Below are 19,743 nucleotides of genomic sequence, written 5' to 3' on the forward strand. Positions count from 1 at the left end.
GTGACCGGCGGCGGCGTCAGTCGCGGGGGAAGTCGTCGGTCTTGAGGACGAGGCCGACGACGGTGCCGGTCAGGTCGATCTCGTCGCCGAAGTCGAAGCACACCTCGCCGTGGTACTCGCCGTCCTTCGGCAAGGTGTGCAGGTACCACTTGCCCTTGTAGGGGTCGACGATCAGGTACACCGGTACATCGGCGGCGGCGTAGGCGAGCTTCTTCGGCCCGTAGTCGTTGTGAGCGGTGTCCCTGGAGATCACCTCGGCGACGAGTTCCACGTCCTCACAGCTCCAGCGGCGCCTGGCGTCCGGTTGCGCGTCCTCGGCCAGCAGTGTGACGTCGGTCGCGAATCCGTTGAGGTGTCCGGGGTAGTCGATGCGGACGTCGGACTTCAGCCGTCGGCGGGGGTACTTGGCGTGCAACTGGGTCAAGATGTTGAAGATGATCTCCCAGTGAGTGTCCCGTTGCGGCGTCATACTGATGCTCCCCCGGACGATCTCCGTCTTGTATCCCTCGGGGATGGGCATCTTCTCCAGCCACTCGAACATCATGTCGAGTGTGAGTTCTTCACCGCTCTCGGCCATCTCGATCCTGTCGTCCAGGACGGTCATGGTGGCGCTCCTCCCCGGCGACCCCGATGGACCAGTGCCGCCGCGCGGTACAACGATACGCACGGTGACCGGGACACGCCCGGCAGACTGGTCCCATGAGACTCTTCGCGGCCGTGCTGCCTCCCGCCGACGTCGCTGACGAACTCGCCGCCGAAGTCGCGGAGTTGCGCGGGCTGCCCGGCGCGGAGGGGCTGCGCTGGACCGGCCGCCCCGGGTGGCACTTCACCCTGGCCTTCTACGGCGAGGTCGACGACGGCGTCGTACCGGAACTGTCGGCACGGCTGGAGCGGACCGCCCGGCGTGGCGCGCCCTTCGAGCTGGCCGTGCGGGGCGGGGGACAGTTCGGGCACGGTCGGGCCCTGTGGGTCGGGGCGGACGGGGATGTGCCGGCGCTGCGGCTCCTGGCCGACCGGGCGGAGGCGGCGGCGCGCAAGGCCGGCCTGGACATGGGGGAGCACCGCCGCTACAAGGCCCACCTCACGCTGGCCCGCAGCCGGGACGCGGTGGACGTACGGCCGTACGTCGAGGCGCTGCACGGGTTCCGGGGGCGGACCTGGACCGTGGAGGAGCTGGTGCTGGTGCGCAGCCATCTGCCGAGGTCCGGGGTGCGGGGGGAACAGCCCCGCTATGAGCCGGTCGGGCGATGGGCTCTCGGCGGGGCCGGTTAGGCTCGACGCGTGGACCCGAAGACCCGGAACCGGATCATGGCCGGTGCGCTTGTTCTGATGTTCGTTGTCGTTGCGTTGGCTGCGGCGCTTGGTAAGTAGGGCGCGGGGGATAAAGCCCCGCGCCCCTGGAAAGAACCTGCAGCCCCGGATTTACCAGGCGAAGGCCTCCGGGGACGGGCCCGGGCCCGGGAAGATCTCGTCCAGGCCCTCCAGGAGCTCCTCGCTCAGCTCCAGTTCGACCGCCCGTAGAGCCGAGTCGAGCTGCTCGGCGGTACGCGGGCCGACGATCGGGCCCGTCACGCCGGGGCGGGTGAGGAGCCAGGCCAGGGCGGCCTCGCCGGGTTCCAGGCCGTGCTTCTCGAGGAGGTCCTCGTAGGCCTGGATCTGGGAGCGGATCGCGGGCGTGGCGAGTGAGTCGGCGGCGCGGCCCGAAGCGCGGCGGCCTCCCTCGGCCTCCTTCTTGATGACCCCGCCCAGCAGCCCGCCGTGCAGCGGCGACCAGGGGATGACGCCGAGGCCGTAGTCCTGGGCCGCCGGGATGACCTCCATCTCGGCGCGGCGCTCGGCGAGGTTGTAGAGGCACTGCTCGCTGACCAGGCCGAAGGACCCGCGCCGGGCCGCCGTCTCGTTGGCCTGGGCGATCTTGTAGCCGGGGAAGTTGGACGACCCGGCGTAGAGGATCTTGCCCTGCTGGACCAGCACGTCGACGGCCTGCCAGATCTCCTCGAAGGGAGTGGAGCGGTCGATGTGGTGGAACTGGTAGAGGTCGATGTGGTCCGTCTGCAGCCGCTTGAGCGACGCGTCGACCGCGCGCCGGATGTTCACGGCGGACAGCTTGTCGTGGTTGGGCCAGGCCTCGCCGTCGGCGGCCATGTTGCCGTACACCTTGGTGGCGAGGACGACCTTGTCGCGCCGCTCGCCGCCCTTCGCGAACCAGTTGCCGATGATCGTCTCGGTACGGCCCTTGTTCTCGCCCCAGCCGTACACGTTCGCGGTGTCGAAGAAGTTGATGCCCGCGTCCAGCGCCGAGTCCATGATCGCGTGGGAGTCGGCTTCGTCGGTCTGCGGGCCGAAGTTCATGGTGCCGAGGACGAGTCGGCTGACCTTGAGTCCGGTACGTCCGAGCTGCGTGTACTTCATGGAGCACAAGCCAACGTCTTGGAGTGCGCTCCAGGCAAGGGCTGATCGGTCAGTCGCTGGGGAAGTGGTCGGTCTTGAGGATGAGACCGAGCGCGGTGGTGGTCATGTCCACATCGGTGCCGTAGTCGACGCGGAGTTCGCTCCGGTAGTCGCCGTCCTTGGGCTCCGTGTAGACGGTGCACCTGCGCTTGTAGGGGTCGGCGATGAGGTACACCGGGATCTCGGCGACCGCGTAGGCCGTCTTCTTGGGGCCGTAGTCGTTGGGCGCCGTCCCCTTCGAGATGACCTCTCCGACGAACTCGATGTCCTCGTACCGCCAGCGGCCCTCTTCGTCCTTCGTCGCTCCCTCGCGGAATTTGGCCACGTCGGGACAGAAGCCGTTCAGGTGGCCGGGGAAATCGACGCGGACGTCCGTGAAGACCCGCGACGACCGCCTTCCGAAGTGGTCCTCGAGGGCCCAGAGGATCTCGCGAATGGTTTCCCAGTGGATGTCCCGCTGCGGAGTCATGAAGATGTTGCCCCCGACGATCTCAACCTTGTATCCCTCGGGGACGGGCAGTCGCTCAAGCCGCTCGAACCACTCGTCCAAGGGCTTGGTGTTCTCGTCGGCCATGTCGATCTCGATCCTGTCGTCCAGGACGGTCATCTGGCGCTCCTCCCCGGCTGCCCCCATGGACGAGTGCAGCCGCGCAGTACAACGATACGCATGGTCACCAGGACACGGGGGGCGCGCATATGCCAGACGGACCCACTACTCAGCACCTGGTCGAGACAGTCCGCCGCACCCTCGGCGACGACACCCTCCTCGGCGTCTACCTCCACGGTTCCGCCGTCCTCGGCGGGCTGCGGCCGCACAGTGACGTCGATGTGCTGGTCGTCGTACGGGAGTCGCTGACGGACGCTCAACGGCGCGCGCTGCTCGACGAGTTGCTCGTAATCTCCGGGCGGGACGGGCGGCGGTACGTCGAGCTGATCGCCGTAGTGCAGTCGGACGTGCGGCCCTGGCGCTACCCGCCCGTCTGCGACTTCCTCTACGGCGACTGGCTGCGCGGCGACTACGAGAACGGGACCGTTCCGGCGCCCAAGGCCATGCCCGACCTCGCGCCCCTCCTCACCATGACCCTGCTCGGCGACGCGCCGGTGTACGGCCCCCCGCCCGCCGAGGTGCTGGACGCCGTGCCGTACGACGACCTGGTGCGGGGCATCACCGCCGGGATCCCGGAGCTGATGGCCGACCTGGAGCACGACACCCGCAACGTGCTGCTCACCCTCGCCCGGATCCGCGCCACCCTCGCCACCGGCGCCGTACGGTCCAAGGACACCGCCGCCGACTGGGTGCTGCCCCGGCTGCCGGCGGAGTACCGGCCGGTGCTGGAGCGGGCGCGGGCGATCTACCTGGGGGAGGCGGGGGAGGGGTGGGACGATCTGCGGGACCGCATCCTGCCCTGCGCCGAACACCTGGCCGCCGAGTCGGCTCAGGCGTCGTACTCGCCGCCCAGCCCCCACCCCTGATGCATGGCCTCCGCGAAGGCCTCCGCCAGCCGGTGCTCGCCGCGGGCGTTGGGGTGGGTGCCGTCGTAGGTGTCGGTGTGGATGTCCCAGGCCTCCGGGACCGAGGCCAGCAGGATGGGCGAGGTCGGCTCGTCCAGGTCCGCCGCGGTCTTCGCCAGCAGCTCGTTGAAGAGGGCGACCTGGGTCCCGAAGTCCGGGTCGTCGGAGGCGCGGACGTTCGGTATCACCGGCAGCCAGACCATACGGATCCGGGGGTTGGCCGAGCGGGCCTCGGCCACGAACGCGCGGGCGTTCTGCGCCGTCTGCTCGGCGTTCGTGTAGAAGCCGAGGTCGATCAGGCCGAGGGAGACGAGCAGGACGTCCGCCCGTGAGGTGCGGACGGCGTCGGCGATGAGGGGGGCCATGTGCAGCCAGCCCTCGCCCCAGCCGGCCAGATGGGCGCGCGGGAAGGCGGGGTCGGCGTACGCGTACGACGTCGGGGCGTCCGCCATCTTGTCGTAGAGCGTCTCGCGCGGGCCGACCAGCGTGAACGGCCCGCCGTACGTCGCGCACAGGTGCTGCCACAAGCGGTGGCGCCACGTGTGTTCGCCCGCGCTGCCGATCGTCATCGAGTCGCCTACGGGCATGAACCTGAGCATCCGCTCATGATGAGGGATCATGGCGGCCCACGGGCGCGCGTGGCGTGTGACACCGGCCACGGCGACGGAACGTCCGGGCGGGATGGCAGGCTTGAGGGCATGCGCCGACCCTTCGCCGCCCGAGCCGGGGCCCTGATCGCCGCCCGAGCCGGGGCCCTCATCGCCGCCCGAGCCGGGGCCCTCATCGCCGCGACCCTCCTCGTGGGCGCCTCCGCCGTGCCCGCCTCCGCCGCCGACGACAAGGCGGACAAGGGGAACAACGGCTTCACCATCGAGGATCCGCGCATCACCGAGTCCAGCGGCCTCGCCGCCTCCCGTCAGCACCCCGGCATCTACTGGACGCACAACGACCAGGACAGCGGCAGCTATCTCTACGCCGTCGACAGCGGTACCGGCGAGACCGTCGCGCGGATCACCCTGAGCGGTGTGGGGCAGCAGCGGGACGTCGAGGCCGTCGCCATCGGGCCCGACAACCAGATCTACGTCGGTGACATCGGCGACAACGACGGTGTGACCTGGCCCTACGTGTGGATCTATCAGCTGCCCGAGCCCAAGAACCTCACCGACCAGACCATCCGCGCCACGCAGTACGTCGTGAAGTACTCGGACGGGTCCCGTGACGCCGAGTCGATGGTCGTCCACCCCAGGACGGGGCGCGTCTACATCATCGACAAGCACGAGGACGGCGGGCACCTCTACGAAGGGCCCGCCCAGCTCTCCGCCTCGGGGACGAACGTCTTCAAGCCCGCCGCCACCGTCGACCTGTGGGCCACCGACGCCGCCTTCTCCCCGGACGGCACCCAGCTCGCCGTACGCGGCTACTTCGGTGGCATCTCCTACGACTGGAACGGCGGCGACATCGAGCGCGAGGGCCGGCTCGACGTGCCGTTGCAGCGGCAGGGGGAGTCCGTCAGCTACTCGGCCGACGGCAGCAAGCTCATGTACGGCACCGAGGGCACCGGGAGCTCCGTGGTCGCGGAGGACGCCCCCGACGGCGGCTCGGCCTCCGAATCCCCTTCGGGCAAGGGCGGTTCGGACTCCGCCTCCGACTCCTCCGGCTCCTCGGTGACCACCGGCAACGTCAAGTTCGCCGCCCTCGCCGTGGCCGCGGTCGTCGCCGCCTTCTTCGGTTTCCGCCGACTGCTCCGCCGTAGCTGAGCGTCCCCGTGGTGAGGCGGTGTCACCCGTCCGCCCCGCCCGGCGCGACACGCGTACGGCCGCCCGGTCAGGCTGAGGTGTCCCCGCGGGACGGGGGCGGACTCGGAACGCGGTCCCGCTCTCAGAGCCTGTGTCATATCCCCGGCCGGGCGCGCGACGCCTGGCACGCACGCTCGCGGCGTTGCCGAAACGCCCACGTGGCTCCGCCACGAGGGCGCTCCGGCGCCTTGCGATCGCACGCACCAGACGCCGCGCGCTGATCCGGCCGGGGATATGACACAGGCTCTCACCCCTTGGGAGACCCGATGCGCGGTCATGCCATACGTGCCGCAAGGAAACTCACCGCCCGCAAGCTGTTCCTGCTCGTCGCCGCCCTGGGACTGACCGTCCCGCTGGCCCTCACCACCGCCCCGCCGGCCGGTGCCACCGCCCTGCCCGCCCTGCATGTGCGCACCGCCAACCTGCCGCTGAGCGGCGAGATCACGGGTGCCAGCGAGAAGATCGACATCACTGGAAGCCTCGCCGTCACCGTCATCACCAGGACGAACCCGGGCGGCGGCGGCACGGCCCAGTTCATCAGCGCGCTGGGCCCGACGACCGGCGTGGGGCAGACGACGGGCGGGACGTATTGGTTCGTCGGGGCGGACAACGACGTGGCCGCCTGGCCGCCGGACCCGGTCTCGCCCGTGATCGTCACCCCGACCTTCCTCCAGATCAGCCCGTTCTACCCGCCCGGCCCGATCGTCCCCCCGCACCCGATCACCTTCGTCAAGGTCGCCGCGCTCATCACCGGTGACGGGGAGATCAACGACATCGCCGCCCTGCTCAACCTCATCGAGAATCCCGACAGTCCCTGACTCGGTGCCGGTCGTCGGGCAGAGGTACGGCGGCACAGCCCCCAGGTGCCGCCGCCCTCCTTGACGCGCTCATGCAGTGTCAGTTTCCTGGGTGGTGCGCGGTGTGTGGGAGCGCTCCCATATGTTCCGGGCCCGCGCCGCCCCCGAGAGGAAGCAACGCCATGTTCCGCAACCTCCGCAGAGCGCTGTGCGCCGCCGCCGCGGCCCTGCTGCTCCCCCTGGCGGCGGGCGCGCAGTCCGCCGACGCGGCACCACCCGCAGCCGCACCCGCACCCGCAGCCGCAGCCGCTGACGCCGGTGCAGGTTACTGGCACACCAGCGGCCGGCAGATCCTGGACGAGGCCGGGCAGCCGGTCCGGATCGCCGGGATCAACTGGTTCGGCTTCGAGACCGGCAACTACGTCGTCCACGGCCTGTGGTCCCGCGACTACAAGAGCATGATCGACCAGATGAAGTCGCTGGGCTACAACACGATCCGCATCCCGTACAGCGACGACATCTTCAAGAGCTCGACCGTCCCCAACAGCATCGACTTCAGCAGCGGCAAGAACGCGGATCTGCAGGGGCTGAACTCCCTGGGCATCCTCGACAGGATCGTCTCGTACGCCGGTCAGGACGGCCTCAAGGTGATCCTCGACCGGCACCGCCCGGACGCCGGCGGCCAGTCCGCCCTCTGGTACACGTCCGCGGTCCCCGAGTCGACGTGGATCGCCAACCTCAAGACGCTGGCGACCCGTTACGCCGGTCAGGACACGGTCGTGGGCATCGATCTGCACAACGAGCCGCACGACCCGGCCTGCTGGGGCTGCGGCGACACGGCGACGGACTGGCGGCTGGCCGCCCAGCGTGCCGGGAACGCGGTCCTCTCCGTCAACCCCGAGCTGCTGATCTTCGTGGAGGGCGTCCAGTCCTTCAACGGCGTCTCCGGCTGGTGGGGCGGCAACCTGATGGGCGTCGCGCAGTACGCGGTGCAGCTGAACGTCGCGAACCGGGTCGTCTACTCGGCCCACGACTACGCCACGAGCGTGGCCCAGCAGAGCTGGTTCAGCGACCCGACGTTCCCGGCCAACATGCCGGGGATCTGGGACAAGTACTGGGGCTACATCTTCAAGCAGAACATCGCGCCCGTGTGGGTGGGCGAGTTCGGTACGACGCTCGCCTCGACGGTGGACCAGCAGTGGCTGGCGGCCCTGGTGAGCTACCTCCGCCCCACCTCGACGTACGGCGCCGACTCCTTCCACTGGACGTTCTGGTCCTGGAACCCCAACTCCGGTGACACGGGCGGGATCCTGAAGGACGACTGGCAGACCGTGGACACCGTGAAGGACGGCTACCTGGCGAGCGTGAAGGCACCGGGCTTCCCTTCCACGGGCGGCGGAGGCGGAGGCGGGGGAGGCGGCGGGAGCACGGCCGTCTGTTCCGCCGCCTACACCGTCAGCAGCGACTGGGGCAGCGGCTTCAACGCGGAGGTGAAGGTGACCAACACCGGGACGACCGCGATCGGTTCCTGGAAGGTCACCTGGACCTGGAGCGGCTCCCAGCAGATCACCAACATCTGGAACGCCTCGTACACCCAGAGCGGTACGACCGTGACCGCCGCGAACGCCTCCCACAACGGCTCGATCCCGGTGGGCGGTTCGGCGAGCTTCGGCTTCGGGGGCGCGCCCGGGGGCGGGGCGGTGCCGAGCGTGAGCTGTACGGCGACCTGAGAACGCGGTGGCCGGTCATGCGCAGAGTGCGTGACCGGCACCCCGTCGAGTCGACTCCTGAGTCTGTGTCCTGAGTCTGTGTCCTGACGTTGTGGCAGCTTTCCGCTGCCTGTCAGGCGCCCCTCAAATCAAACAAGTTCCAAATCTTCCGCCGAAAACCTTCATACCGCCGTGCTTCTTCGGAAGGATCCGGCCAGGATCGTGAAGCTTGCGGTCCTGTCGAACCCCCCATGGTGTGAAGGAAGTTCATGAGAAGAAGCACAGCCGTGCTGTGTGGCGCGACCGTCGTGCTCGCCGGGAGCCTCACGGCCGTCCCCGCCGAGGCCGCCGGCTCGCAGACCGCGCAGGCACCTCTGGCCACCCAGGTCGCGAAGGTCACCTGGAAGAAGTGCGCCACGGACGACTACCCGACGCTGCAGTGCGGGTCGGTGAAGGTGCCGCTCAACTACGCCAAGCCGCAGGGCCGGAAGATAACCCTGGCCCTGTCCCGCGTCCCGCACACCGCGCGGAAGTACCAGGGCCCCCTGCTGGTCAACCCCGGTGGCCCCGGCGGCAGCGGGCTGGGACTCGCCGGGTTCGTCGCGTCCTCGTTGCCCAAGGCGGTCGCGTCCCAGTACGACGTCATCGGCTTCGACCCGCGCGGCGTGGGCAAGTCCAAGCCCGCCCTGGACTGCAAGCCGGGCTACTTCAACCCGGTCCGCCCGGACTCCGTGCCCAGCACCGCCGCGATCGAGAAGGCCAACCTCGCGCGCGCCAAGTCCTTCGCCAAGGCCTGCGGCACGAAGTACGCGGACGTCCTGCCGTACATCAACACGGTCAGCGCCGTGAAGGACATGGACCAGATCCGCAAGGCGCTCGGCGCCAAGAAGATCAACTACTTCGGCTACTCCTACGGAACCTACCTGGGCCAGGTCTACGCCAAGCTCTTCCCGACCCGGGTGCGCCGCCTGGTCCTGGACTCGATCGTGGACCCGAACGGGGTCTGGTACGACGCCAACATCTCCCAGGACTACGCCTTCGACGCCCGCCACAAGGCGCTGATGGCGTGGATCGCCAAGTACGACAGCACGTACAAGCTCGGCACCGACCCGGCCGCGATCGAGGCCAAGTGGTACGCGATGCGGGCCGAACTCGCCAAGACGCCGGCCGGCGGCAAGGTGGGCGCCTCCGAGCTGGAGGACACGTTCCTCCCCGGCGGCTACTACAACGGCTACTGGCCGTTCCTCGCCTCGGCGTTCGCCGCCTACGTGAACGACAAGAACTCCGCCCCGCTGGTCGAGGCGTACCAGAACTTCGCGAGCATCGACGCCTCCGGCGACAACGGCTACAGCGTCTACGCCGCCGTGCAGTGCCGTGACGTCTCCTGGCCGCGCGACTGGAAGCAGTGGCGCAAGGACAACTGGGCCGTGTACGAGAAGGCCCCGTTCATGGCCTGGAACAACGCCTGGTACAACGCGCCGTGCGCCTACTGGCCCACCAAGTCGCTGAAGCCGGTGAACGTCGCCAACAGCAAGCTCCCGCCGGTGCTGCTGTTCCAGGCGACGGACGACGCGGCCACCCCGTACCAGGGCGGCGTCACCGTCCACCGTCTGCTCAAGCACTCCAGCCTGGTCGTCGAGCAGGGCGGCGGCAACCACGGCATCTCGCTGAGCGGCAACGCGTGCCTCGACAAGTACCTGGTCAAGTACCTCACCGACGGCACGGTCCCGCACGGCAGCGGCGTGGCCGACGCGGTCTGCAAGAAGCTCGCCGACCCCGTGCCGGCGAGCACGGCGACCACCGCCCTGACCACGCGGGAGACGGCCGGCGCGACGCCCGCCGACACCCTGCACGGGCTGGTCGGCATCCGAGGCTGAACCGAGCGGACCCACCGCTGAGCAAGGGCGCCCCGTGGGTGCCGTGAGGGCCGTGGGCGCCGATTGTGTGGGCTCAGTCTCAGCGACACGCCGTGCAGACGGCGTGTCGCTGAGACTCTCGCGTCACTACTCTTGCGTCACTTCGAGAGCGATCAGAGCTTCTCGATCACGTAGTCGATGCAGTGCGTGAGCGCCTCGACGTCCGCCGGGTCGATCGCCGGGAACATCGCGACGCGCAGCTGGTTGCGGCCGAGCTTGCGGTAGGGCTCGGTGTCGACGACGCCGTTGGCGCGCAGCACCTTGGCGATCGCGGCGGCGTCGATCTCGTCCGAGAAGTCGATCGTGCCGATGACCTGCGAACGCTTGGCCGGGTCGGTGACGAACGGCGTCGCGTGCTTCGACTCCTCCGCCCAGGTGTAGAGGCGGGTCGAGGAGTCCTTCGTACGGGCCGTGGACCAGGCGAGACCGCCCTGGCCGTTGATCCACTCCAGCTGCTCGTTCAGCAGGAAGAGCGTGGCGAGGGCCGGCGTGTTGTACGTCTGGTTCTTGCGCGAGTTGTCGATCGCCGTGGGGAGCGAGAAGAACTCCGGGATGTGGCGGCCGGACGCGTGGATCCGCTCGGCGCGCTCGATCGCCGCCGGGGAGAACACGCCGATCCACAGGCCGCCGTCGGAGGCGAAGGACTTCTGCGGGGCGAAGTAGTAGACGTCCGTCTCGGTGATGTCGACCGGGAGGCCGCCCGCTCCGGAGGTGGCGTCCACCAGGACGAGCGCGCCCTCGTCGGCGCCCGCGACGCGCTTCAGCGGGGCCGCGACGCCGGTGGAGGTCTCGTTGTGGGTGAAGGCGTAGACGTCCACGCCCGCCTCGGCCTGCGGCTCGGGGTGCGTGCCCGGGTCGGAGGAGACGACCGTGGGCTCCGCCAGCCACGGGGCGAGCTTGGCGGCCTTCGCGAACTTCGAGCTGAACTCACCGAACGTGAGGTGCTGCGACTTGTTCTCGATCAGACCGTGGGTCGCGACGTCCCAGAACGCGGTGGAGCCGCCGTTGCCGAGGATGACCTCGTAGCCCTCGGGGAGGGAGAACAGCTCGGAGATGCCCTCGCGCACCTTGCCGACCAGGTTCTTCACGGGAGCCTGGCGGTGGGAGGTGCCGAGGAGGGAGGTGCCGGTGGCGGCGAGGGCGTCCAGCGCCTCCGTCCGCACCTTGGAGGGGCCCGCGCCGAAACGTCCGTCGGCGGGCTTGATGTCAGAGGGAATCTGGATCTCAGCCACGGGGGGAGGTTATCGGGTGGGGGAAACCTCGGCGAAACCTCGTCCGTCGGGTGAGACGGTGTTCCGACAGGTGGCTGATGGGTGGCTGATGGTGGACGACATGACAGAACTCGAGGCCGAGCTGCGCAGGGCCGTCCGCGGTGACGTGGGCTTCGACGCCACCTCCCGGGCGCTGGTCACCATGGACGCGTCCAACTACCGGCGGGTCCCGCTGGGGGTCGTCGCCCCCCGGGACGCCGACGACGTGACCGCCGTCCTGGACGTGTGCCGGGCGCACGGCGTGCCCGTCGTGGCGCGGGGCGGGGGCACGTCGATCGCCGGGCAGGCCACCGGCTCGGGTGTGGTGCTGGACTTCACCCGGCACATGAACCGGGTGCTGGACCTGGACCCGCAGGCGCGTACCGCCGTCGTACAGCCGGGGCTGGTCCTCGACCGGCTCCAGGAGGCCGCCGCCCCGCACGGGCTGCGCTTCGGGCCCGACCCGGCCACGCACAGCCGCTGCACCCTCGGCGGCATGGTCGGCAACAACTCCTGCGGCTCGCACTCGGTCGCGTGGGGGACGACCGCGGACAGTGTGCGCGAGCTGGAGGTCGTCACCGCGCGCGGGCGCCGCCTGCGGCTCGGGCAGGGCTGGGCCGGGGCGCCCGACGGGCTGCGGGAGCTGGTCGAGGGGGAGCTGGCGCGGCTGCGGACCGGCTTCCCCGAGCTGCCCCGCCGGATCTCCGGGTACGCCCTGGACGCCCTGCTGCCCGAGAAGGGCGCCGACGTCGCCCGCTCCTTCTGCGGCTCGGAGGGCACCCTCGGCGTGCTCACGGAAGCGGTCGTACGGCTCGTCGAGGCTCCACGCGCGCGTGCGCTCGCGGTGCTCGGGTACGGCGACGAGAGCGCCGCCGCCGAGGCCGCGGCCGGGTTGTTGCCGTATGGGCCACTGACAGTCGAGGGCATGGCGGCCGACCTGGTCCCGTCACCGGCGGGGCTGCCCCGCGGAGGTGCCTGGCTGTTCGTGGAGACCGGCGGCGAGTCGGAGGGCGAGGCACGCGCGCGTGCGGAGGCGATCGTGCGGGCGGCAGCGGCCGACGGCACCGTGGACTCCCTGGTCGTGACCGACCCGGCCGCTCAGCGCGCCCTGTGGCGCGTCCGCGAGGACGCCAGCGGTACGGCGACCCGGATGCCCGACGGCTCCGAGGCCTGGCCCGGCTGGGAGGACTGCGCGGTGCCGCCCGCCCGGCTCGGCGCCTACCTGCGGGACTTCCGGGCGCTGCTCGGCTCGCACGGGCTGCGCGGGACGCCGTACGGCCATTTCGGCGACGGCTGCATCCACGTCCGGATCGACTTCGATCTCCTGTCGCCGGCGGGCATCGGACGCTTCCGCCGCTTCTCCGAGGAACTCGCCGACCTGGTCGTCGCCCATGGCGGCTCGCTGTCCGGGGAGCACGGCGACGGGCAGGCGCGGGCCGAGCTGCTGCCGAGGATGTACGGCCCCGAGATGGTCGCCCTGTTCGAGCGTGCGAAGGGCGTGTGGGACCCCGACGACCTGCTCAATCCCGGCATGCTGGTCCGCCCGGCGCCCCTGGACTCCGGTCTGCGCTTCTCCGTGCTGCCCCGTGAGCCGGTGCCGGTCGCCTTCGGCTACCCGGCCGACGGCGGCGACTTCTCGGCGGCCGTACGCCGCTGCGTTGGCGTCGCCAAGTGCCGTACGGCGGCGGCGACCGGGTCCGCCGTGATGTGCCCGTCGTTCCGCGCGACGGGCGAGGAGGCGCACTCCACGCGCGGGCGTGCCCGACTGCTGCACGAGATGCTCGCCGGTGAGGTGGTCACCGACGGCTGGCGGTCGGAGGAGGTCCGGGACGCGTTGGACCTGTGTCTGTCCTGCAAGGGCTGCCGTTCCGACTGCCCGGTCGGGGTCGACATGGCCACCTACAAGGCGGAGTTCCTGTACCACCACTACACCGGCCGGCGCCGCCCCGCCGCCCACTACGCGCTCGGCCGGCTGCCGCAGTGGCTGTGCTGGGCGTCCCGCACGCGCGCGACACGGCTCGTGAACGCCCTCGCGCGCGTGCGGCCCCTGGCGTGGGCGGCGAAACGGGCTGCCGGGATCGCCCCGGAGCGCGCGATCCCGCCACTCGCCCCGGAGACGTTCAGCCGGTGGTGGGGGCGGCGGCTGGTGGCGCGGGTGCGGCTGCCTCTGCGGCCCGGCGGGCCCCGTCAGTCGCTCTTCCTCTGGCCGGACACCTTCACGGAGCACCTCGCCCCGCCCGTCGGAAAGGCGGCCGTACGGGTTCTGGAGGCGGCGGGGCTGAACGTGCTCACTCCGCCCACCCACCGGTGGAAGAGGGCGGCGGTCGGCGACGGGGTGTCGTACGTCTTCAATCCGCTCACCGCCCAGCGCGGCCGGGTGTGCTGCGGGCTGACGTACGTCTCGACGGGCCAGCTGGACCAGGCGCGGAAGGTCATGCGGCGGACCCTGGATCTGCTGGAACCCTTCCTGATGCCGGAGGAGGAGCTGCTGCGGGGGCTCGCGCCGGCCACCGTCGACACGGACACGGACACGGACACGGGCGGGGACGGCGATCCGTATGACGCCCTCGAAGAGCCGCCCTTCGTCGTCCTGGAGCCCAGCTGCGCCGCCGCCCTGCGGACGGACCTCCCGGAGTTGCTGCCCGACGACCCGCGCGCGGGGTGGCTCGCGGCGCGGGTGATGACGTTCGCGGAGGCGCTGGAGCGGTTCGCGCCCGACTGGGCACCGCCCCGGCTGGACCGTCCGGTCGTCGGCCAGACCCACTGCCACCAGCACGCGGTGCTCGGCGACGGGCCCGACCGGCGGCTGCGCGCGTCTGCCGGACTCACCGGGGAGCTGAGCGGCGGCTGCTGCGGCCTGGCGGGCAACTTCGGCTTCGAGAAAGGCCACTTCGAGGTGTCGGTGGCCTGCGCGGAGGAACAACTGCTGCCCGCCGTAGGGCATGCCTCACCCGACACGGTCGTCCTCGCCGACGGCTACTCCTGTCGCACCCAGCTCGACCAGCTGGCCGGCGTGCGGGCTCGGCACCTGGCGGAGGTGCTGGCGGACGCGCTGGAGGACGGGGACGGTCCTGACACCTGAACGTCTCACGGCGCGAGACACGGGCGTCAGCGGTTTACGCACCTGTTTCAGTTCATTACTCTGGACTTGACAGTTCATCCGGTTGAACATTCGAGCCCTTGGATCGCCAGTGACCGCCCCCTCGGAAGCCTCCCTCGCCACCCCCGTCTCGGCCGGCACCGCCGGCACCCCTGGCCGCTTCGGCGCCCTCGGCCCCGTCGGCCTGGTCCTCGCCGGTGGCATCTCGGTGCAGTTCGGTGGCGCGCTGGCGGTGACGTTGATGCCGAGGGCGGGGGCGCTCGGGGTCGTGGCGCTGCGGCTGGCGGTCGCGGCGGTGGTCCTGCTCGTCGTCTGCCGACCCCGGCTGCGCGGCCACTCCCGCACCGACTGGGGCACGGTCACCGTCTTCGGTGTCACCATGGCCGCGATGAACGGCCTCTTCTACCAGGCCGTCGACCGCATCCCGCTGGGCCCGGCGGTGACCCTGGAGGTCCTCGGCCCCCTCGCCCTCTCCGTCGTCGCCTCCCGCCGAGCCCTCAACCTGGTCTGGGCCGGCCTCGCCCTCGCCGGGGTCTTCCTGCTCGCGGGTGGGGGGTTCGGCGACCTCGACCCGGTGGGCGTCGCGTTCGCCCTGGGGGCGGGTGCGATGTGGGCGGCGTACATCGTGTTCAGCGCGCGTACGGGCCGCCGGTTCCCGCAGGCCGACGGCCTCGCGCTGGCGATGGCGGTGGGCGCGCTGCTCTTCCTCCCGCTGGGCCTCGTGGAGTCCGGCGCGAAACTGGCCGACCCGGTGACCCTGGGGCTGGGCGCGGCGGTGGCCCTGCTCTCGTCCGTCCTGCCGTACAGCCTGGAACTCCTGGCCCTGCGCCGCCTGCCCGCCGCCACCTTCGCCATCCTCATGAGCCTGGAACCGGCCATCGCCGCCACCGCCGGCCTCCTCGTCCTCGGCCAGTCCCTGTCCCTCCCCGAGACGGCCGCGATCGCCCTGGTCATCGCGGCAAGCATGGGTGCGGTACGGACCCAGGTGGGGCGGCGAAGGCAACTGGCGTAGCTGCGGGCAGTCGTGCCGCTGGGGCGGCACCCGCCCCCCCGGCAGTACCCCCAAAATTAAATGCAAGCATGCTTGCTTGTTTCTGGGTGCGCTGCCATGCTCCACCCCATGGCCGACCCGACGCCCGTGATCGACGACCTGTGTGCCGAAAGCGACGAACTCGATCTGCTCGTCGCCGAGTTGGAGCCGGAGCGGTGGACGCTCCCGACCCCCGCCCCCGGCTGGACCGTCGCCCACCAGATCGCCCACCTCGCCTGGACCGACCACTCCTCGCTGCTCGCGGTGACCGACCAGAGGGCCTTCGCCCGTGAGGTGGAGGCGGCGCTGACCGAGCCCGGGGACTTCGTGGACAACGGCGCCGAGGAGGGCGCGAAGAAGCCGCCCGCGCAGCTCCTCGCGGACTGGCGGACCGGCCGCGCGGCCCTCGCCGACGCCCTGCGCACCGCCCCCGAAGGCGCCCGTTTCCCCTGGTACGGCCCGCCCATGTCGACCGCCTCCATGGCCACCGCCCGGCTGATGGAAACCTGGGCCCACGGCCTGGACATCGCCGACGCCCTCGGAGCAGTCCGCACCCCCACGGACCGCCTGCGGCACATCGTCCGCCTCGGCGTCCGCACCCGCGACTACGCCTTCGGCGTGCACGGTCTCACCCCGCCGTTCGAGGACTTCCGCGTCGAACTCACCGGCCCCTCCGGCGAGTCATGGGCGTACGGCCCCGACGACGCCACCGACCGCGTCACCGGCCCCGCCCTCGACTTCTGCCTTCTCGTCACCCAGCGCGCCCACCGCGCCGACCTCGCCCTGCGCGCCGAGGGTGACGACGCGGACCGCTGGCTGGACATCGCCCAGGCCTTCGCGGGCCCGCCCGGCGAGGGGCGCGCCCCTCGAGGGGAGTCCGCGTGACACCCCCGCCGCCGTCGCCACCCCCGCCGCCGTCACCTCTGCGCATCGGCAACTTCTCCGGCTTCTACGGCGACCGCGCCGACGCCCTGCGCGAGATGCTCACCGGCGGCGAACTCGACGTCCTCACCGGCGACTACCTCGCCGAACTGACCATGCTGATCCTCGGCCGCGACCGGCTGAAGGACCCCTCCGCCGGATACGCCCGCACCTTCCCGCGCCAGTTGGAGGAGTGCCTCGGGCTCGCCCGGGAGCGGGGCGTGCGGATCGTCACCAACGCCGGCGGCCTCAACCCGGCCGGCCTCGCCGACGCCGTCCGGAAGCTCGCCGACCGGCTCGGTGTCCCCGTGCGTGTCGCGTACGTCGAGGGCGACGACCTCGGCGCCGGCTTCCCCGGCGCCCTCACCGCCCACGCCTACCTCGGCGGCTTCGGCATCGCGGCCTGTCTGCGTGAGGGCGCGGACATCGTGGTCACCGGGCGGGTCACGGACGCGGCCCTGGTCACCGGGCCGGCCGCCGCCCACTTCGGCTGGGAGCCGCACGACTACGACCGCCTCGCGGGCGCGGTCGTCGCCGGGCACGTCCTGGAGTGCGGAACCCAGGCCACCGGCGGCAACTACGCCTTCTTCCGGGAGGCCGACGTACGGCGCCCCGGCTTCCCGCTCGCCGAGATCCACGCCGACGGCAGCAGCGTGATCACCAAGCACCCCGGCACCGGCGGACTCGTCGACGTCGGCACGGTCACCGCGCAACTGCTGTACGAGACGACGGGCGCCCGGTACGCCGGACCGGATGTCACCGCCCGCCTCGACACCGTACGGCTCACCGAGGACGGTCCCGACCGCGTCCGGATCGACGGTGTACGCGGCGAGGCCCCGCCGCCCACCCTCAAGGTCGGCCGGAGCCGGATCGGCGGCTTCCGGGGCGAGGTCGTCTTCGTGCTCACCGGCCTCGACGTCGAGGCCAAGGCGGACCTGGTGCGCGAGCAGCTGGCCGGCGCGACGGCGAAGGTCACCGACGTGCGCTGGGACCTCGTCCGCACCGACCGCCCCGACGCCGCCACCGAGGAGACCGCCAGCGCCCTGCTGCGGCTCGTCGTCCGCGACCCCGAACAGGCCGTCGTGGGCCGGGCCCTGAGCGGCGCCGCCGTCGAACTGGCCCTCGCGAGCTACCCCGGCTTCCACCTCCTCGCCCCACCCGGCAAGGGCGCCCCGTACGGGGTGTTCGAGGCCGCGTACGTCCCCCAGGACGAGGTCACGCACACCGCCGTCCTCGACGACGGACGCCGGATCCCGGTATCCCCGGCCGCCGACACCCTCGTACTCGAACAAGCACCGCCACCGGACCTCCCCGAGCCCCCGCCGCCGGGCCCCGTGCGCAGGGCTCCCCTCGGGGTCGTCGCCGGCGCCCGCAGCGGGGACAAGGGCGGGGACGCCAACGTCGGGGTGTGGGTCCGTACCGACGAGGCATGGCGCTGGCTCGCCCACGCGCTGACCGTCGACCGCTTCCGCGAACTCATCCCGGAGACGGGCGAGTTGACCGTGACCCGGCATGTGCTGCCCCGTCTGCGCGCCCTGAACTTCGTCGTCGAGGGCATCCTCGGCGCCGGTGTCGCCGCGCAGCAGCGCTTCGACCCGCAGGCCAAGGCGCTCGGCGAATGGCTGCGCTCCCGTCATCTGGACATCCCGGAGGCACTCCTTTGACCGTCCTGCCGTCGGCGCTGGACACCACCGGCCCCGACCACCGTGCCCACCGCGAGGCCATGCTCGCCAAACTGGCCGACCTGGACGCCGAGCACGCCAAGGCGCTCGCGGGCGGCGGCCCGAAGTACGTCGAACGGCACCGCGCGCGCGGCAAGCTCCTCGCCCGCGAACGCATCGAGCTGCTCCTCGACCCCGACACCCCCTTCCTGGAGCTGTCGCCGCTCGCCGCCTGGGGCAGCGAGTACACCGTCGGCGCCTCCCTCGTCACCGGCATCGGGGTGGTGGAAGGCGTCGAGTGTCTGATCACGGCCAACGACCCCACCGTGCGCGGTGGCGCCAGCAACCCCTGGTCGCTGAAGAAGGCCCTGCGCGCCAACGACATCGCCCTCGCCAACCGGCTGCCCTGCATCAGCCTGGTGGAGTCGGGCGGCGCCGACCTGCCGTCCCAGAAGGAGATCTTCATCCCGGGCGGCGCCATCTTCCGCGACCTGACCCGGCTCTCCGCCGCCGGCGTCCCGACCGTCGCCGTCGTCTTCGGCAACTCCACGGCCGGCGGCGCGTACATCCCCGGCATGTCCGACCACGTGATCATGGTCAAGGAGCGGGCGAAGGTCTTCCTCGGCGGTCCGCCGCTGGTGAAGATGGCCACCGGCGAGGAGAGCGACGACGAGTCGCTCGGCGGCGCGGAGATGCACGCGCGCGTGTCGGGTCTCGCCGACTACTTCGCCGTCGACGAGCGGGACGCCCTGCGTCAGGCCCGCCGGGTGGTCGCCCGGCTCAACCACCGCAAGGCGTACGACGACCCGGGCCCGGCCGAGCCCCCCAAGTACGACCCCGAGGAACTCCTCGGCATCGTCCCGGGTGACCTGAAGACCCCCTTCGACCCGCGCGAGGTGATCGCCCGGATCGTCGACGGCTCCGACTTCGACGAGTTCAAACCGCTGTACGGGACGAGCCTGGCCACTGGCTGGGCGGCCCTGCACGGCTACCCGGTCGGCATCCTGGCCAACGCCCAGGGCGTGTTGTTCAGCGCCGAGTCCCAGAAGGCCGCCCAGTTCATCCAGCTCGCCAACCAGCGGAACATCCCGCTGCTCTTCCTGCACAACACCACCGGCTACATGGTCGGCAAGGAGTACGAGCAGGGCGGCATCATCAAACACGGCGCGATGATGATCAACGCGGTGAGCAACAGCCGCGTCCCGCACCTGTCCGTCCTCATGGGCGCCTCCTACGGCGCCGGTCACTACGGCATGTGCGGCCGCGCCTACGACCCCCGCTTCCTCTTCGCCTGGCCCAGCGCCAAGTCGGCCGTCATGGGCCCGCAGCAGCTCGCCGGCGTCCTGTCGATCGTCGCCCGCCAGTCGGCCGCCGCGAAGGGACAGCCGTACGACGAGGACGCCGACGCCGCCCTGCGCGCGATGGTGGAGCAGCAGATCGAGTCCGAGTCCCTGCCGATGTTCCTGTCCGGGCGGCTCTACGACGACGGCGTCATCGACCCGCGCGACACCCGCACGGTCCTGGGAATGTGCCTGTCCGCGATCCACACCGCGCCCTTCGAGGGCGTGCGCGGTGGCTTCGGCGTCTTCCGGATGTGAGG

Annotated in this window: 16 protein-coding genes; 11 read left to right on the forward strand and 5 right to left on the reverse strand. The window is 71.2% G+C overall.

Annotation, left to right across the window (positions count from 1 at the left end):
- Window positions 1-16: 16 nt before the first annotated feature.
- Window positions 17-604, reverse strand: coding sequence for a Uma2 family endonuclease (locus ACLZN2_RS01290; protein ID WP_416976425.1), 588 nt, complete (start codon window positions 602-604; stop codon window positions 17-19).
- Between the two features lie 95 nt (window positions 605-699).
- On the opposite strand from ACLZN2_RS01290, the gene thpR reads away from it, so the two are divergent.
- Window positions 700-1,272: an RNA 2',3'-cyclic phosphodiesterase gene (gene thpR, locus ACLZN2_RS01295; protein WP_416976426.1), complete on the forward strand. Its 573-nt coding sequence runs from the start codon at window positions 700-702 to the stop codon at window positions 1,270-1,272.
- A gap of 150 nt (window positions 1,273-1,422) precedes the next feature.
- Here the strand turns inward: thpR and ACLZN2_RS01300 are convergent, their stop codons facing one another.
- Both ACLZN2_RS01300 and ACLZN2_RS01305 read right to left on the reverse strand, forming a co-directional pair.
- Window positions 1,423-2,412: an aldo/keto reductase gene (locus ACLZN2_RS01300; protein WP_416976427.1), complete on the reverse strand. Its 990-nt coding sequence runs from the start codon at window positions 2,410-2,412 to the stop codon at window positions 1,423-1,425.
- Between the two features lie 49 nt (window positions 2,413-2,461).
- Complete coding sequence (locus tag ACLZN2_RS01305) at window positions 2,462-3,058, reverse strand: Uma2 family endonuclease (protein ID WP_416976428.1); 597 nt, start codon at window positions 3,056-3,058, stop codon at window positions 2,462-2,464.
- A gap of 89 nt (window positions 3,059-3,147) precedes the next feature.
- Here ACLZN2_RS01305 and ACLZN2_RS01310 point away from each other — a divergent pair, with 89 nt between their 5' ends.
- On the forward strand, window positions 3,148-3,924 hold the full coding sequence (locus tag ACLZN2_RS01310) for an aminoglycoside adenylyltransferase family protein (protein ID WP_416976429.1): 777 nt from the start codon (window positions 3,148-3,150) through the stop codon (window positions 3,922-3,924).
- Here the strand turns inward: ACLZN2_RS01310 and ACLZN2_RS01315 are convergent.
- Window positions 3,888-4,562 carry an SGNH/GDSL hydrolase family protein gene (locus ACLZN2_RS01315; RefSeq protein WP_416976430.1) on the reverse strand — a complete coding sequence of 225 codons (675 nt, stop codon included), beginning with the start codon at window positions 4,560-4,562 and terminating at the stop codon, window positions 3,888-3,890. The two genes, ACLZN2_RS01310 and ACLZN2_RS01315, sit on opposite strands and share 37 nt — an antisense overlap.
- Window positions 4,563-4,661: 99 nt before the next feature.
- Here ACLZN2_RS01315 and ACLZN2_RS01320 point away from each other — a divergent pair, with 99 nt between their 5' ends.
- The 4 genes from ACLZN2_RS01320 to ACLZN2_RS01335 all read left to right on the forward strand — a co-directional run bounded on the left by ACLZN2_RS01320 (window position 4,662) and on the right by ACLZN2_RS01335 (window position 10,142).
- Window positions 4,662-5,720, forward strand: coding sequence for a WD40 repeat domain-containing protein (locus tag ACLZN2_RS01320; protein ID WP_416976431.1), 1,059 nt, complete (start codon window positions 4,662-4,664; stop codon window positions 5,718-5,720).
- A 305-nt stretch (window positions 5,721-6,025) separates the two neighbouring features.
- Complete coding sequence (locus ACLZN2_RS01325) at window positions 6,026-6,577, forward strand: hypothetical protein (protein ID WP_416976432.1); 552 nt, start codon at window positions 6,026-6,028, stop codon at window positions 6,575-6,577.
- A 161-nt stretch (window positions 6,578-6,738) separates the two neighbouring features.
- The gene (locus ACLZN2_RS01330) at window positions 6,739-8,286 is read left to right on the forward strand and encodes a cellulase family glycosylhydrolase (RefSeq protein WP_416976433.1); all 1,548 of its coding nucleotides are present in this window, start codon (window positions 6,739-6,741) and stop codon (window positions 8,284-8,286) included.
- Between the two features lie 248 nt (window positions 8,287-8,534).
- Window positions 8,535-10,142, forward strand: a complete 1,608-nt coding sequence (locus ACLZN2_RS01335; protein WP_416976434.1) for an alpha/beta hydrolase — start codon at window positions 8,535-8,537, stop codon at window positions 10,140-10,142.
- A 152-nt stretch (window positions 10,143-10,294) separates the two neighbouring features.
- Here ACLZN2_RS01335 and serC read toward each other — a convergent pair whose 3' ends face one another.
- Window positions 10,295-11,413: a phosphoserine transaminase gene (gene serC, locus ACLZN2_RS01340; protein WP_416976435.1), complete on the reverse strand. Its 1,119-nt coding sequence runs from the start codon at window positions 11,411-11,413 to the stop codon at window positions 10,295-10,297.
- 100 nt (window positions 11,414-11,513) lie between these two features.
- On the opposite strand from serC, the gene ACLZN2_RS01345 reads away from it, so the two are divergent.
- The 5 genes from ACLZN2_RS01345 to ACLZN2_RS01365 all read left to right on the forward strand — a co-directional run bounded on the left by ACLZN2_RS01345 (window position 11,514) and on the right by ACLZN2_RS01365 (window position 19,741).
- Window positions 11,514-14,513, forward strand: a complete 3,000-nt coding sequence (locus ACLZN2_RS01345) for an FAD-binding and (Fe-S)-binding domain-containing protein (RefSeq protein ID WP_416976436.1) — start codon at window positions 11,514-11,516, stop codon at window positions 14,511-14,513.
- 109 nt (window positions 14,514-14,622) lie between these two features.
- Complete coding sequence (locus ACLZN2_RS01350) at window positions 14,623-15,543, forward strand: EamA family transporter (protein WP_416976437.1); 921 nt, start codon at window positions 14,623-14,625, stop codon at window positions 15,541-15,543.
- Between the two features lie 108 nt (window positions 15,544-15,651).
- A complete protein-coding gene (locus tag ACLZN2_RS01355) occupies window positions 15,652-16,446 on the forward strand; it encodes a TIGR03084 family metal-binding protein (protein WP_416976438.1) in 795 nt (264 codons plus the stop codon).
- A complete protein-coding gene (locus ACLZN2_RS01360; RefSeq protein WP_416976439.1) occupies window positions 16,443-18,146 on the forward strand; it encodes an acyclic terpene utilization AtuA family protein in 1,704 nt (567 codons plus the stop codon). The genes ACLZN2_RS01355 and ACLZN2_RS01360 overlap by 4 nt, the downstream gene beginning before the upstream one ends.
- Window positions 18,143-19,741: an acyl-CoA carboxylase subunit beta gene (locus tag ACLZN2_RS01365; protein WP_416976440.1), complete on the forward strand. Its 1,599-nt coding sequence runs from the start codon at window positions 18,143-18,145 to the stop codon at window positions 19,739-19,741. Before ACLZN2_RS01360 ends, ACLZN2_RS01365 begins: the two co-directional genes overlap by 4 nt.
- Window positions 19,742-19,743: the final 2 nt, after the last annotated feature.

This window comes from Streptomyces sp. T028, assembly GCF_048159505.1.
GTDB lineage: Bacteria > Actinomycetota > Actinomycetes > Streptomycetales > Streptomycetaceae > Streptomyces.

What these genes read in the sequence shown, in the direction of transcription:
- ACLZN2_RS01290 (WP_416976425.1), bottom strand. Translation starts at nt 604, where the DNA reads ATGACCGTCCTGGACGACAGGATCGAGATGGCCGAGAGCGGTGAAGAA.
- thpR (WP_416976426.1), top strand. Translation starts at nt 700, where the DNA reads ATGAGACTCTTCGCGGCCGTGCTGCCTCCCGCCGACGTCGCTGACGAA.
- ACLZN2_RS01300 (WP_416976427.1), bottom strand. Translation starts at nt 2,412, where the DNA reads ATGAAGTACACGCAGCTCGGACGTACCGGACTCAAGGTCAGCCGACTC.
- ACLZN2_RS01305 (WP_416976428.1), bottom strand. Translation starts at nt 3,058, where the DNA reads ATGACCGTCCTGGACGACAGGATCGAGATCGACATGGCCGACGAGAAC.
- ACLZN2_RS01310 (WP_416976429.1), top strand. Translation starts at nt 3,148, where the DNA reads ATGCCAGACGGACCCACTACTCAGCACCTGGTCGAGACAGTCCGCCGC.
- ACLZN2_RS01315 (WP_416976430.1), bottom strand. Translation starts at nt 4,562, where the DNA reads ATGCTCAGGTTCATGCCCGTAGGCGACTCGATGACGATCGGCAGCGCG.
- ACLZN2_RS01320 (WP_416976431.1), top strand. Translation starts at nt 4,662, where the DNA reads ATGCGCCGACCCTTCGCCGCCCGAGCCGGGGCCCTGATCGCCGCCCGA.
- ACLZN2_RS01325 (WP_416976432.1), top strand. Translation starts at nt 6,026, where the DNA reads ATGCGCGGTCATGCCATACGTGCCGCAAGGAAACTCACCGCCCGCAAG.
- ACLZN2_RS01330 (WP_416976433.1), top strand. Translation starts at nt 6,739, where the DNA reads ATGTTCCGCAACCTCCGCAGAGCGCTGTGCGCCGCCGCCGCGGCCCTG.
- ACLZN2_RS01335 (WP_416976434.1), top strand. Translation starts at nt 8,535, where the DNA reads ATGAGAAGAAGCACAGCCGTGCTGTGTGGCGCGACCGTCGTGCTCGCC.
- ACLZN2_RS01345 (WP_416976436.1), top strand. Translation starts at nt 11,514, where the DNA reads ATGACAGAACTCGAGGCCGAGCTGCGCAGGGCCGTCCGCGGTGACGTG.
- ACLZN2_RS01355 (WP_416976438.1), top strand. Translation starts at nt 15,652, where the DNA reads ATGGCCGACCCGACGCCCGTGATCGACGACCTGTGTGCCGAAAGCGAC.